Annotated in this window: 15 protein-coding genes; 9 read left to right on the forward strand and 6 right to left on the reverse strand. The window is 43.6% G+C overall.

The window, feature by feature from the left end:
• Positions 1-12: 12 nt before the first annotated feature.
• Both BN3283_RS00600 and BN3283_RS00605 read left to right on the forward strand, forming a co-directional pair.
• Complete coding sequence (locus tag BN3283_RS00600) at positions 13-765, forward strand: DUF4843 domain-containing protein (protein WP_059025308.1); 753 nt, start codon at positions 13-15, stop codon at positions 763-765.
• 18 nt (positions 766-783) lie between these two features.
• The gene (locus tag BN3283_RS00605) at positions 784-2,466 is read left to right on the forward strand and encodes a PKD-like family lipoprotein (RefSeq protein WP_059025309.1); all 1,683 of its coding nucleotides are present in this window, start codon (positions 784-786) and stop codon (positions 2,464-2,466) included.
• Between the two features lie 97 nt (positions 2,467-2,563).
• Here the strand turns inward: BN3283_RS00605 and BN3283_RS00610 are convergent, their stop codons facing one another.
• The 6 genes from BN3283_RS00610 to BN3283_RS14375 form a co-directional block, all read right to left on the reverse strand.
• Positions 2,564-3,181, reverse strand: a complete 618-nt coding sequence (locus BN3283_RS00610; RefSeq protein WP_059025310.1) for an outer membrane beta-barrel protein — start codon at positions 3,179-3,181, stop codon at positions 2,564-2,566.
• Positions 3,182-3,219: 38 nt separating this feature from the next.
• Complete coding sequence (locus BN3283_RS00615) at positions 3,220-3,882, reverse strand: DUF4136 domain-containing protein (RefSeq protein ID WP_041501899.1); 663 nt, start codon at positions 3,880-3,882, stop codon at positions 3,220-3,222.
• A gap of 158 nt (positions 3,883-4,040) precedes the next feature.
• Positions 4,041-4,433: an ExbD/TolR family protein gene (locus BN3283_RS00620; RefSeq protein ID WP_070807428.1), complete on the reverse strand. Its 393-nt coding sequence runs from the start codon at positions 4,431-4,433 to the stop codon at positions 4,041-4,043.
• 71 nt (positions 4,434-4,504) lie between these two features.
• Positions 4,505-5,197: a MotA/TolQ/ExbB proton channel family protein gene (locus tag BN3283_RS00625; RefSeq protein WP_059025311.1), complete on the reverse strand. Its 693-nt coding sequence runs from the start codon at positions 5,195-5,197 to the stop codon at positions 4,505-4,507.
• 115 nt (positions 5,198-5,312) lie between these two features.
• Positions 5,313-6,206, reverse strand: a complete 894-nt coding sequence (locus BN3283_RS00630) for a LysR substrate-binding domain-containing protein (protein WP_041501902.1) — start codon at positions 6,204-6,206, stop codon at positions 5,313-5,315.
• Between the two features lie 73 nt (positions 6,207-6,279).
• The gene (locus tag BN3283_RS14375; protein ID WP_147625508.1) at positions 6,280-6,489 is read right to left on the reverse strand and encodes a hypothetical protein; all 210 of its coding nucleotides are present in this window, start codon (positions 6,487-6,489) and stop codon (positions 6,280-6,282) included.
• A gap of 219 nt (positions 6,490-6,708) precedes the next feature.
• Between BN3283_RS14375 and BN3283_RS00635 the strand changes: the two genes are divergently transcribed.
• From BN3283_RS00635 to BN3283_RS00665, 7 genes are all read left to right on the forward strand, one after another.
• Positions 6,709-7,317, forward strand: a complete 609-nt coding sequence (locus tag BN3283_RS00635; protein ID WP_041501903.1) for an ATP synthase subunit E — start codon at positions 6,709-6,711, stop codon at positions 7,315-7,317.
• A 110-nt stretch (positions 7,318-7,427) separates the two neighbouring features.
• Entirely contained in the window at positions 7,428-8,255 is an 828-nt protein-coding gene (locus BN3283_RS00640) for a DUF2764 family protein (RefSeq protein WP_041501904.1), read from the forward strand.
• 69 nt (positions 8,256-8,324) lie between these two features.
• Positions 8,325-10,088, forward strand: a complete 1,764-nt coding sequence (locus tag BN3283_RS00645) for a V-type ATP synthase subunit A (RefSeq protein WP_041501905.1) — start codon at positions 8,325-8,327, stop codon at positions 10,086-10,088.
• A 75-nt stretch (positions 10,089-10,163) separates the two neighbouring features.
• Positions 10,164-11,489, forward strand: coding sequence for a V-type ATP synthase subunit B (locus BN3283_RS00650; RefSeq protein WP_059025353.1), 1,326 nt, complete (start codon positions 10,164-10,166; stop codon positions 11,487-11,489).
• A gap of 42 nt (positions 11,490-11,531) precedes the next feature.
• Entirely contained in the window at positions 11,532-11,897 is a 366-nt protein-coding gene (locus tag BN3283_RS00655; RefSeq protein WP_059025312.1) for a four helix bundle protein, read from the forward strand.
• Between the two features lie 40 nt (positions 11,898-11,937).
• Positions 11,938-12,537 (forward strand): V-type ATP synthase subunit D, encoded by a 600-nt coding sequence (locus BN3283_RS00660; RefSeq protein WP_059025313.1) that lies wholly within the window; start codon positions 11,938-11,940, stop codon positions 12,535-12,537.
• Positions 12,538-12,545: 8 nt separating this feature from the next.
• A complete protein-coding gene (locus BN3283_RS00665) occupies positions 12,546-14,378 on the forward strand; it encodes a V-type ATP synthase subunit I (RefSeq protein WP_286137420.1) in 1,833 nt (610 codons plus the stop codon).
• The last annotated feature ends 12 nt before the right edge of the window (positions 14,379-14,390 follow it).

The following is a 14,390-nucleotide window of genomic DNA, read 5'->3' on the forward strand; positions in this document are numbered from 1 at the left end:
ACGACACGAGATATGAAAAGATATTTGTTATACAGTATGGTGGTTTGGATCGCCTTTTTTACGGCTTGTGAGGAACAGTATATCGAGCCTTTCGGAGACCGGCACGAGGTGTATTTTAAACGATTTTTTAAAGACGAGGCGGCACCCGGAACAGCGAAGGCCGACTCCACGAACGTGACCTTCTTTTTTGCCAAGCCTACGGACACGTTCGTGATGGCTGAGCTGGTGGTAGTGCTTGCCGGACGCCCCCTGGCCAAGGACTTGCATTTCGGGTTAAAAGTGGTGAAAGAGATGACCACCGCCAACCCGGACGAGTACGAATTGGCGGATTCCTACACGTTTCATGCCGGTCCGATCCCGGAGGATTTGGATATGTTTCAGGATACGATTCGAATCCGGATGAATAAAAGCGGCCGTTTGGGCGATATGGAGAATGGGGTACGTCTGGTCGTGGAGTTAGTACCGGGCGACGGGTTAGCCGTGGGACAGTTCGAGCGTTCCCGGGCGGTAATCCATTTCACGAAAGACGCCGTGAAGCCGGAGTGGTGGGACCGGGAGGTGGAATTTTACTCTCTGGGCTCCTATTCATCTCTAAAATACAGGACTTTCTTGGAGAATATCGAGGGGGCGTACGACTTGAACGCGGAGATGGTCAGGGATCGTCCGGATAAGGTACGGAAATTGGTTATCGCTTTTAAAGAATGGTTGGCCGACCATCCGGTATGGGACGAAGAGAATAATGAATGGATGTCTGTTAATGTTTAACGTGTTAAATAAGATGGTATGAATTATATAAAACTATGCGGTCTGTTGTTTTTTCTTGGCTTTTTGTCGGGATGTTTTAAGGACGAGGGCAATTATACCTATACGGAGTTGAACCCTCCTCAATGGATACAAGATTTTAATAAAACACCGGAGTATATATCCGGTTGGGCCGGTAAGGGAGAAACCATGGTGTTCCACGGGAGTCGTATGTTTACCTGGGGATCGGATTCCGCCGCTCGAGCGAAAGAGGTTCGTTACGAGTGGAAGATCGCCGGTGTCGTGATCGGCGATCAGCTGGATATGGAGCTTCCCACGGATTCGGTGTTTCAAAAGTTGGGTTTGGATGCTTATACCAATTCGAACGCTATCTGGGGAACTTTTACGGTGATCGAGAAAGAGACAGGCGTCTCCTTCCCGGCCCGCCTGTATGTATCGATTTATTCTGCTTTTGCCCCAAATGACTGGTTTATCTTGTCGGAAGACGGAAATAACACGAAGTTTTCGGCCATCTGCCGACGGATCGTGACGGAACAAGGCAAACAAAAAGTGGTGTATGTGTTAAAGGACAACGCTTACGGGGAGATCAATCACGGAAAGCTCCCCGGTAAACCGGTTCAGCTGGGTATGGAGACCGCCCGGGATATCAGCCCGTCGGGAGCCTGCGTGGTGATCACGGACCAGGTGGCTTACGAGGTGAATATCCAGAACATGGAGAAGGTGGGGGAGGTAAAGGATCAGTTTTTGGACGGAACTCCCCCGAACTTCGTGGTTTCCGATTTACGGGAGAAAGCACCACAAACTCCCGGACAGGAGAGTGCCTGTACCTTCGTGGCCTCTGTAGACGGTAGGGTGTTTTATCGAATGAAGTCTCCCAATTATTTGGGAGGACAATACCTGACGGAACCTTACGTGATAGACGACAGAGGGTATAAAATAACCAAGTTCGGGCATTCTAAATACGGGGGTATTATTCCCTGTTACGATGAAAAAAACCGGAGAGTGGTGATGGCGACGACCTGGCGGGACGGAGGGTCTTTCCCGGGAGACAACCCTTCCATATGGCGGACGCGGATGGTTCCGATAAAAACACACTATAATGTACCCGTGTCCGGATTTCCCGAAGGTACGGAGGTGTTGTATTTGACGGAAAAAAACCATATCAGTTGGGGATATGGCGGAACGACGCTCTTGTTTACCGTCTATTACAACGACCCCACGATGGAGAATCGAACGTTGGTCGGAGATTTTTCTTTCAGCACTCAAACCGAAGCAATAACCCGTACGACCTTCGAGCGTTGGTTCTATCTTCCGGTAAGACTGGATGCCTCTTCGGTGTTTTTGGTAAGTGCCAATAACCGTCCTTCACTTAGCTATAATAAAAAGGCCATGTACCGCGATTTTTACACGGTAGGGAGCAAACTTTATTACCTGCAACGCTCAACTTCATGGAGTGCAACTGAAGATGCGAATCAAAGAAAATTTATGACCTTTAACGCCACCTTCCCTTCCAAGATTACGGCTTTGGCGTATGCTTTTTACCAAACGGATCAGATTTTCGTGGGGTGTGAGGACGGAAGTATCTATTGTTACGATATCAATAATATTGAAAACCCGAGACTGTTGTTCCAAAAGAAATTAAACGGGAAGATTTCCGTGGTAAAACAGATCGGTTGGCATACCAGTAATCACGATTGGTATTAAAAAATTCCGGTATGTTGCATTTGTAGATTATGAAAAGAGCTGCCGAAAACTCGGCAGCTCTTGATTGCTTAGTTGTTTTTGTATAGAGTTTTGCGTTTTAATTAACACCTTGCAGAACAATACCTACGCTGATGGCAAAACTTTGTGTCGCGGGAATTCTGCCGTTTCCGGCTTTGGTGCCGTAAGAATATCTGAATCCCAAGTTAAAGGCGAATTGATCGTTTAATTCTATCAAAGTTCCGATTTCCGGGGCAAAGGCGAATTGCCATCTGGACTCCGTCGAAGAGAACTGTCCCACGTCTAATTTCAATTCCGTCCAGCTTGTACCGATTCCTAAACCGAAATAGGGTCTGAAAAGAGTGTTGCTTTCCGTGAACCAATAGCGGCCGATTGCCATAATGGGTACCGTATTTACATAACGGTATTGATGACCGGTAATGGTGTGTATATCGCTATTTCCTTTAAAGTAGAAATCTGCTGTTTGTACACCTTTGTTTTTGTAAAACGTGTTCCAACCCACCATACCTCCGATAGAGAATTGTTCACTTAAGAAATAGTGGTATTCCAAATCAATACCTCTGAAGCTCATTTTACCCGTGAAGTCGTTGATTTTTCCGATTGGAACTGACATCTGGTAGTTTAAATTCAGCATCTGTCCTTTTACAAGGGGACTAAGACCGAATAATATCAATGATATAAATAATAGTTTTCTCATAATCTTTTGCTTTAAAAATTGACAATAAGGATGTTCTTTTACTGGGCGTTACCACTTTTCAGGTAAGGCGATTGAGTGAAGCATTGATTAATGGTGGAGGTCATCCGGTTCAGAATAGATTGCTCAGAACCTTGTAAAATTCCGTCGGCTACGCCGCTCCATAGAACGGGAACTTTTTTAGTACTGGTCGTCGTAGCATCGGTGGCGATCATATCAATCACGATAGATCCGCTTCTATAGGAATAGACAGCAACAGGATACCACGGGTAAGAAGGACCCCAACCCGGACCCCAACCTGAACCCCAAATCCAATTCCATCCTGGATACCATCCCCAGTAATCATACCAATAGTTGGCTCCGTAATAGTAATTTACATTTGAGAAGGCAGAAACCGTCACGATAAAACTCGGTTGATTTATCTCGGTTTGCTCCATGTAGGTATATCCCTTATCTTCAAAATTTTTCTTTACCAAATCTAAAATTTGGGCATCGAACTTGTGATTGGGAGTTTCTCCCTTAGCCACGAAATAAACAATCGTATCCGGGAGTGAAAAGGTGGTGTACTTCGTAAAATCTGCACTCTTGTCATAATTCGTTATGGCAACATCCATCTCATCCACGTCATCCGCACCTCCCGGATAACATGAAATCATCAGCTGTGCAAACAATCCAATGAAAGATAATAATAATAAACGTTTCATACTTAGTTAGTTTTAGTTTAACAATTGTTGCTATTCTATAATTCCAATGTGTTATAACAAGTGTTACCATTAGCACTTGTTTGGTTGTATACGCTTGCCTTAACGATTGGTTTCAGAAAGCAGAATTTTTTTTTGAAAGAGGATAGGAGCGATCTGCCTTATTCCGGGGTAGTTGCTATAATCAGGCGATAGTTGTGATCTTTGGCGATATTCATTACTTTGACGATCTGTTCTAATGGAACCGACTTGTCCGCCTGCAAGGAAATACAGGGTTTGTCCTGATCTTTCAGCTCTTCGACCAACTTACTTTCAAGCTTGGAAAAAGGAATTACCTTTTCGTTTAGGTAGAAAGTATGGTTTTTATCGATAGAAACAACCGTAACCGGTTTTTCAGAAGTCTGATTTGTACTTTCGGGTAATTCCAGGCGTAAAGCATTGGGGTTAATCAGTGTCGAGGAGACCATAAAAAAGATCAATAGCAAAAACACGATGTCGGTCATGGACGACATGTTAAAGTTCGGATTTATTTTGCTACTGCGTTTGATGGACATAATTGATTTAGTGATTCTGAGATTTGGTGATTCTGTGATTTAGTGATTTAATGATTGTGTGATTAAAAGGTTTAGTGATGGGGTGATTCCTGTTTTTTTAACCGGATCAGCAGGTCGATGAGTTCGGAGTTATACCGTTCCATGTGCAGGACGATTTTATCAATCCGGGAAACTAAGTAGTTATAAGCCAAGTATCCGATGATCCCGACGATCAATCCGGCCACGGTCGTGATCATGGCCGTATATATACCCCTCGACAACAGACTGATGTCGATATTGTTGCCGGCCATAGCCATGTCGTAGAATGCCTGTACCATTCCGACGACTGTTCCCAAAAACCCGATCATGGGAGCTGTACCCGCGCAGGTCGCTAAGGTCGCTAAGCCTTTTTCCAAAGTTGCCACTTCGTAATTGGCCGTATTTTCCATGGACTCGCGAATCTCTCCCGGCGCCTCCTGTCTCAATAGAATACCTTTTCTTATGATTTTGGCCAAAGGGGTATTTTCCGTATCACAGTCGGTTAAAGCTCCTTCTATGTCTTTTTTTTGTATTTTTTCTTGAATCAGTTGCATGAATGCTTCATCTCCCGTTCCTGTTTTCCGAAGAATCCAAAATCTTTCGCAAGCGATGTAAATGGCGATAATCGATAGAATAAAGATAGGGATCATTAACCATCCCCCTTTGACAACCAACCCCCATAGGCTCATATCCATATCTGCCGCTTTTGCTGCCGGGGCCGCTATTTGTATTATCCAATTGTTCATGCACTTATTTTTTGATAATCTTTCTTAAAAGTGTTGCGAAGATAATGTGGTTTTTGCGAAAACACAAATTCCCTTATGGAATTGTACGCGCGGATTGGGAGGGACTATCAAAGTACTACCAACTCTTTTTCTTGTTTTTTACACAATATTGCAATAATTTATTGGCGTACGGATCTAAATAGCCCTGTTTATGAATCGCGTACAATTCCCGGGAGATTTCCAACTCTTGTATATCGATGATTTTTAGTTTTCCGGAAGCTAACTCTTCCCGGATGCTGAACACGGAAACGAGAGCATAGCAATCCGAATGTTTCAGGTATTGTTTGATTCCTTCGGTTGTTCCGATCGTAATCTGCTGGTTCAACTCTTCCATGCGGATATTTGATTTGGCTAACTGTTGCTGAATGATTTTATAAGTTCCGGAACCGTTTTCCCTGAACACGAATTTCAGTTGTTTTAGTTCTTCCAAGGTGATGACCTCCTTGCTCGGGTTCCGGGTTGAGGTAACCAATACGATCTCGTCCTGTAAAAAAGGTATGTAGTGAATATCCGGTTCGGAGGGAGATCCTTCGATAAAGGCTAACTGGATGTTGCGGTGTAGGATTTCCTGTTCGATCTGGTTGGTATTTCCGCTGATCAGGTTAATCCTGATATGCGGGAAACGCTCGCGGAACGGGGCTAACATTCCCGGTAAGATGTATTGTGACAGCGTCGTGCTGGCACCGATAGACAGAGTACCGGAAAATTCATGTTTCATTTGATGGATGCCGAATTCGATCTCCCGCTCTTTATCCAATAAATCTTCACTTTTTTCCAATAAATACTTTCCTGCCGGAGTCAACACGAAACGTCCTTTTTCCCGTTCGAAAAGAGTGACTTCCAATTCTTTTTCCAACTCTTTTATGCTTTTGGATATAGCCGGCTGGGAAAGATGCAGCTCTTCGGCAGCCTTTGTCGTGCTCAGGTATTTTGCCGTGTGATAGAATATCGTGAGTTTGTGATCTAACATAATGAGTCGAATTAAATTACGCGACGCGAGACTTTTTAACCGGTTTTGTTTAACAGAGTCCTTATTTCAGGTTTTATTTATTCGAAACAAATATACTATTTTCAAAATAACTGCTGATCTTATGATCGGTATTTCTCCATAAATTATTCACGTTAGCACTTTGGGACGGGGTTAAAGTGCTATCGAATCGACTTTTCTGCATGATCGACCACGAAAGCAATAGATGGAGAAATAGAAAGATTTCATAAACTTTATAAGCACCGCAAACGTTATCTATATTCATGTATTTTGATTTTTGGTATGATATTTGAAGATTAGGATTATCCGAATTATTAGATTCGATCTGCTTGGCGGTTAGAAGAAATCAGCGATTCGGCGTGTTAATTTTCATTTGCTTTTCCCGATAATTTTTAATACCTTGAGGCCGTTTTTTCAGAGAGTTAAGAGACAAAGAAAAGTTAAAAAATGGGGATGGAAAAATACTATTTCAATACACATATATATGGAGAATAAATTAGATGTTTTAACGAAGAAACTTTACGACGAGGGGGTGGATAAAGCACGTCAGGAGGCGGATGAGATCCTCGCGAAAGCAAGACAAGAGGCCGAGAAGATTATAGCCGAGGCCAAGGCTAAAGCAGACGAAATGCATGCTACAGCCAATACGGATATCAGTAATTTGAAGAAAAAGGCAGAATCCGAGATGAATTTAAGCGTGAGACAAGCGATTGCCGCGTTAAAATTGTCCGTTACGGAGCTGATTTCGGGGAAAGTTGCCGGAGAGATGGCAAAAGTCGGATTTGAGGAGAAGACATTTGTTCAGGAGTTGTTGATGACAATCGTAAAAAAATGGGATATCTCATCCGGGAATTTAAATTTGGAAGTGATCCTTTCGGATGATGAGAAAACTCAATTTGAATCTTTTGTCGCGACCAAATACAAAGAACTTCTGGATAAGGGCTTACGTGTAAAAGCCGGCAATGTGGAAGGTGAATTTGTTATTCAGCCGAAAGACGGAGGTTATCAGATTACTTTCTCGGAAGAACTGTTTGAGGCATTCTTCTCTCAATACATGAGGAGTTTCACGAAAGAACTTCTTTATAAAAATTAATGAATCATGAGATGGTGTGATTATGTGATTGAATGATTTGGAGATTATGCGTTTTAATCATGAAATCATAAAATGACAGAATCCAGAATCGTAAAATAAAACTGAGAGGGATGATATTAAAAAATGGTTACTACTGTTTGATTGCCGGTTTGCCGGAGATCGCTTGGGATGATCGGAAATTGGCAATATCTGTCAGTAATCTGCGGGAGTTGGCTCAAAACGATTTGAGTAAAAAAGATATGGAACTTTTGAATCTGTTCTTTCTTCCGGCAGATCATGTACAGATTCTTCGTCTGTTGACGAAGCAGGAGCCTGACCCTACTCTTTCGACGGTATATCCTTTAAAGCAACTCGAAGATGAGATTGCCGAACCTACCTCTTCTTTACTTCCTTATTTGAATCAATTTATAGCTGATTTTAAAGGAGAACATCTGAAATACGATGTAGCTCCTGAAAATGTGTTGAGTTGGATGTATTACGATTATTTATTGAAATCCGGAAACTCTTTTGTGAGACGATACGCGGAATTTTCAATGAATGTCAAGAATCTGATCACCGCATTGAATTGTCGGAAATACGGAAAAGAGATAGAGAAAGAGGTGATCGGGAACAATGCTTTCGCGAAAGCGTTGCGTACGTCCAATTCGAAAGATTTTGGCTTGGCTATGGATTATCCTTACGTGGATAAGGTGATATCTTTAATGGCTAATCCTAATTTGGTGGAAAGGGAGCGGGGGTTGGATTTGTTGCATTGGGACTTTATAGAGGAAGCCGTTGTTTTCGAGTATTTTTCCGTGGAGAAGGTTTTGAGCTTTATGTTGCAATTGATGATTATTGAAAGATGGAGCAAGATGAGTTCGGAGTCCGGACGTAAGGTATTCATGGAGATGGTCGAGAAGTTCAGGCATAGTTTTGAATTCACGGAGGAGTTCAAATGATTTTAAATTTTACAAGGGAAGAATTCCCGGAAATTTAAGATGGAGAGATTAAAAATTAAAAATTGAAAAATGGATAAAACACAAGGAAAAGTTCATAGTATTATATCCAACCTCGTGCTTGTGCGTACCGAAGGCCCGGTTTCCCAGAATGAGATTTGTTTCATTCTGATGGGTAACGAGAGGCTGATGGCGGAGGTCATCAAGGTCGTTGGAGATATTGCTTATGTGCAGGTATTTGAAAGTACGCGTGGTTTGAAACCCGGTACGTTGGTAGAATTTGAAAACCATATGTTGGAAGTCACCTTGGGACCGGGGTTGCTATCGAAGAATTTCGACGGTTTGCAAAATGACCTGGATAAGATGACCGGAGTTTTCTTAAAACGAGGAGAATACACGAATCCGTTGGAAGTCGATAAAAAATGGAGTTTTACTCCTTTGGCTAAACCGGGAGATAGGGTAAAAGCCGGAGACTGGTTAGGAAACGTGAAAGAGAATTGGTTGGACCATAAGATTATGGTTCCCTTTAAGATGCAAGGCGAATACACGGTAGTTTCCGTCGCTGATGCCGGAGAGTATACGATTGAAGATACGATTGCCATCGTAAAAGACGAAAACGGTAAAGAGTTTCCGTTGACGATGACACAGAAGTGGCCGGTGAAGGTCGCCGTAAGAAATTACGTGGATAAGCCGCGTCCTTTCCGTCAGATGGAAACGGGAGTACGGGTAATCGACACGATGAATCCGATTTTAGAGGGAGGTACCGGATTTATTCCCGGTCCGTTCGGAACGGGTAAAACGGTATTGCAACATGCTCTTTCCCGTTTTGCCGATGCGGATATTATCATCATGGCTGCTTGCGGTGAACGGGCTAATGAGGTTGTAGAAATTTTCACGGAGTTCCCCGAGTTGGAAGACCCTCGCTCGGGACGTAAATTATACGAGAGAACGACGATCATTGCCAATACCTCCAACATGCCCGTGGCTGCCCGTGAAGCCTCGGTTTACACGGCTATGACCATCGGTGAATATTATCGTTCCATGGGGATGAAAGTCCTTTTGCTGGCGGACTCTACCTCTCGTTGGGCTCAGGCTTTGCGTGAGATGTCCAACCGTATGGAGGAACTTCCGGGACAGGATGCTTTCCCTATGGACTTGTCTGCCATTATTTCAAATTTCTACGCTCGTGCCGGAATGGTCTACCTGAATAACGGGAAAACCGGTTCTGTCACTTTTATCGGTACGGTATCTCCCGCGGGAGGTAACTTGAAAGAGCCGGTTACGGAATCTACGAAGAAGGTAGCCCGTTGTTTTTACGCTCTTTCGCAGGCTCGTGCGGATGCCAAGCGTTATCCGGCCATCGATACGTTGGAGTCTTATTCCAAATACTTAGAGTATCCGGAGTTCATGGAGTTTGCAAAGAAGAATATCTCGGATCATTGGATCGCCGATGTAAACGAAGCGCGGAATATGTTGGTTCGTGGACGGGAAACTGCCGAACAGATCGATATCCTGGGGGATGACGGTGTACCTTTGGAGTATCATTTGATTTACTGGAAATCGGAACTGATAGACTTTGTTATTTTGCAACAAGATGCATTTGATAATATCGACGGTTCGACCTCTATGGAGCGTCAGAAGTATATGTTGAATGCCGTGTTGGATGTCGTGCGTTCCGATTTTGATTTTGACTCCTTTGAAGAGGTAAATCCCTATTTCAAACGTATCATTAACGGGTTTAAACAGATGAACTATTCCGAGTTCCAGTCTGAACACTTTAAGAAATACGAGGCAGAAGTGAAGGAAATTATTAACGAGAGAAAAAAAAATGATTAAAGGATTTTGTGATTGAATTACTGAATCGCAGAATCTGCAATCACCGAATCGTTAGGTTATAAAAATTAAAATTTGATTATGTCAGTTGCTTTTCAAAAAGTTTACACGAAGATCACCCAGATCACGAAAGCCACGTGTTCACTGAAAGCTCAGGGCGTCGGAAATGACGAGTTAGCTATCGTGAACGGCCGTTTGGCTCAGGTCGTGAAAATCTGGGGAGATGATATAACCCTTCAGGTGTTCTCCGGAACGGAAGGGATTCCGACAAATGCAGAAGTGACATTTCTCGGAAAGGCACCTACTTTAAAAGTCGGAGAAGATTTATGCGGTCGTTTTTTCAACGCGTTTGGAGATCCGATCGACGGGGGTCCGGCTATCGACGGCGATGAACGTGAAATCGGCGGTCCTTCCGTGAATCCGGTACGCCGAAAACAACCTTCCGAATTGATAGCCACGGGTATAGCGGGTATCGACTTAAATAATACTTTGGTATCGGGACAGAAGATTCCGTTTTTTGCGGACCCGGATCAGCCCTATAATCAAGTAATGGCCAACGTGGCTTTGCGTGCGCAGGCCGACCGGATTATTTTGGGGGGAATGGGATTGACGAATGATGACTACTTGTATTTTAAGAATTTGTTCGACAACGCCGGGGTTTTGGATCGTATCGTCAGCTTCGTGAATACGACGGAGGCTCCTCCCGTGGAGCGTTTGTTGGTTCCGGATATGGCGTTGACTGCTGCCGAGTATTTTGCCGTGGATAAAAACGAGAAGGTATTGGTATTGTTGACGGATATGACTCTGTACGCGGATGCCTTGAGTATCGTGTCCAACCGTATGGATCAGATCCCTTCTAAAGACTCTATGCCCGGTTCGCTTTATTCCGATTTGGCGAAAATTTACGAGAAAGCCGTACAATTCCCGGCAGGTGGTTCTATTACGATTATCGCGGTAACCACTCTTTCCGGGGGAGATATTACACATGCTATCCCTGACAATACCGGATACATTACGGAGGGACAATTGTTCTTGCGTAAAGATACGGAAATCGGTAAGGTTATCGTCGATCCTTTCCGAAGCTTGTCCCGCTTGAAACAATTGGTGATCGGTAAGAAAACCCGTAAGGACCATCCGCAGGTTATGAATGCCGCTATTCGTCTGTATGCCGATGCTGCCAATGCCCGGACCAAAATGGAGAACGGATTCGATTTGACGGATTATGACCGCCGGACTCTCGATTTCGCGAAAGAGTATTCGAACGATTTGTTGGCCATCGACGTCAACATCTCCACCGACCAGATGTTGGATACGGCTTGGACTTTGTTCCGGAAGTATTTCAACCGCTCGGAATTGGGAATCAAGGCGGAAATAGTAGAAGAATTTGGAAATTTTCCTGAATGAAAATTTCCGATTGTAGATTGTAAATTGACAATTGTAAATTAAATGGATAGTACCGATTTTCAAAATAGGACGAAAGCATTAGGATTACAAATTATTCGATTGGTTGAGTTTTTTCCTCAAACTCATGTTTCTCGTGTTATTGCGAACCAATTGCTTCGTTGCGGTTTGTCTGTCGGGGCTAACTATAGAGCAGTCTGTCGTGCAAAGTCGGCTAAAGATTTTATCCATAAAATGAAAATAGTGGAGGAAGAGTGTGACGAGACTATTTATTGGTTAGAAATTATAGTGGAAGCTAATGTGATGAAACGTGATGTTGTGATCCCTTTAATCGCAGAAGCTAAGGAGATTCTTGCGATGGTGGTAGCTTCGATAAATACTAAAAATAAGAATATACAGTCGTCAATCTAAAATCTACAATCTACAATTTACAATTATAAATAAGTAAGGTATGGCAATAAAATTTCAATACAATAAAACTTCGCTTCAGGGGTTGGATAAGCAACTGAAGATGCGGGTGCGGGCGTTGCCTACCATCAAAAATAAGGAGTCCGCGTTACGGTCGGAAGTGAAAAAGGCAAAGCAAGTTGCCGACGAGTTTGACGAGAAGTTGGAAGAGACTTTGAATCAGTTACATGATATGTTACAACTTTACGACGAGTATTCGAAAGATATTCTCGTGGTGAAGGAGATAAATATGTCTGTAAAGAAAATTGCCGGAGTAAAAACCCCTGTCTTGGACGGGGTGGAATACGAGGTAAAGGATTTCAGCTTGTTTAACCGGCCGGGGTGGTTCCTTGACGGGGTACAATACATCAAAGAGGTGGTCGATATCGCTTTGGAAAGGGAGTTTTACATGCGTAAAATGGAGTTATTGGATAAGGCGAGGAAGAAGACCACTCAGAAGGTGAATTTGTACGAGAAAGTACAGATCCCCGGATTCCAGGAGGCAATCCGGAAGATTAAGCGTTTCTTGGAGGATGAGGAGAATCTTTCCAAGTCTTCGCAAAAGATCGTGAAAAACCGTAAAATGATGGAGGCAGAGTCATGATAGTACCTATGAAAAAAATATCCCTGTTGATTTTTTATAAAGAATATCAGCAATTTCTCGAGGAACTTCGGGAAAAGGGAGTGGTTCATATCCATGAAAATGTAGAGCGTTCGGCCGAGGATAAAGCCTTGCAGACCAAGTTGATGCTGATCAAACAGGCTGGCGAGATGATTATGCGATTGGAAAATCGGAACGCGACCGATCAGAAGGAAAAAGTCGACGTTGCCGACGATCAGTTGTTGGAGTATTTGGATAACAGCTATCGTCGTTTAGAGCAAATCGATCAGGAATTGGCCTATGTCCAGAAAGAATACGCGCAATATCGTCCTTGGGGAGATTTTTCCAGAAATCGGGTTGAGGGGTTGAAAAAGGCAGGCTGGGAGCTTCGTTTTTTTACGGTACAGGACCAGAAATTCGATACCGCATGGGAAGGGCTTTACAATGCCGTTGTGGTAAACGAGATGATGGGACAGAAGTATTTCGTGACGGTGACACCTGTTGGAACGAAAGTGGATTTGGAGGCAGATCCCTTCGTGTTTCCGACGGAATCGGCGGAAAAATTGGCTGGAGAGATGGAGCGTTTACGAAAAGAGGCTTTAACGTTGAATCAGAAATTAGATCGGGAAGCGGAGGATGCGATCCATCGTTTAAAGGATTATCGGTTGCATGTCGGTGAGATCGTGGACGAATTGAAGGTTGAAGATGCGGCAAGGGCTTTGGTTGAAGAGAAAGTCATCGCTTTGGAAGGGTGGATTCCGGCAGAGAAGGAAGAGGAGATGAGAAAATTTTTAGAGACCAAGGATACTTATTTCGAATTTAGCCGGCCGACTCCAGAGGATGATGTGCCTGTTCTATTGCGTAATAATGCTTATACCCGTTTATTCGAGCCGATCACCCGGATGTTTGCTTTACCGAACTATAACGAATTGGATCCTACCCCGTTTTTAGCTCCTTTCTTCATGCTGTTTTTCGGCTTGTGTATGGGAGACGGAGGATATGGTTTGTTGATTTGGGCCGTATGTTTCTGGTTGGGGCGGAAGGCTAAACCGGAGCTGAAAGGGTATCTCGTGTTAGGACAAATTTTGGGTATTACCACCATTGTAGTGGGTATTCTTACCGGATCGTTTTTCGGTATCGCCCTTGATTCCGTTGAATGGCCTTGGCTGAAAGGCGTGAAAGAGTACTTTTTGACGGAAGCGAATTATGGAAAATACCTCGGGGGCTATAATCCGATGATGGTACTTGCAGTTGTAGTCGGGATTGTACAGATCCTTTTCGGAATGTGCATCAGTGCGGCTAAATTGACGAAGCAGTACGGCTTTAAGTACGCGATGTCGACAATTGCCTGGGTCGTGGTGATCCTTATGGGGATCGTTTTGCTCGGTCTTCCGGCATTGGGAATGACATTACCTCTCGTGTTGACCTATGTTTTGTACGGTATCGTCGGTATATGTGCTATCGTTATTCTCTTTATGAATTCTCCGGGCAAAGGAGTGTTCACGAATCTCGGTTCGGCTTTATGGGGAACCTACAATATGGCAACCGGCTTGTTGGGAGATACCTTGTCTTATATCCGTCTTTTTGCTTTGGGTTTGACAGGTAGTATTTTAGGCGGCGTATTTAATACGCTTGCTTTCGAATTGACCTCGTCATTACCTTTTGTCGTTCAATTTATAGCCGCCTTTTTGATCCTGCTGATCGGACACTCGATAAATTTCGGTTTGTGTATGATCGGGGCTTTCGTGCATCCGATGCGACTCACTTTCGTGGAGTTTTACAAGAATGCCAGTTTTGAAGGAGGGGGTAAACAATATGAACCTTTTAGGAAAAAAGTAGCTTAATTAGAAAATAGA

The organism is Gabonibacter massiliensis (genome assembly GCA_001487125.1).
Lineage (GTDB): Bacteria > Bacteroidota > Bacteroidia > Bacteroidales > Marinifilaceae > Gabonibacter > Gabonibacter massiliensis.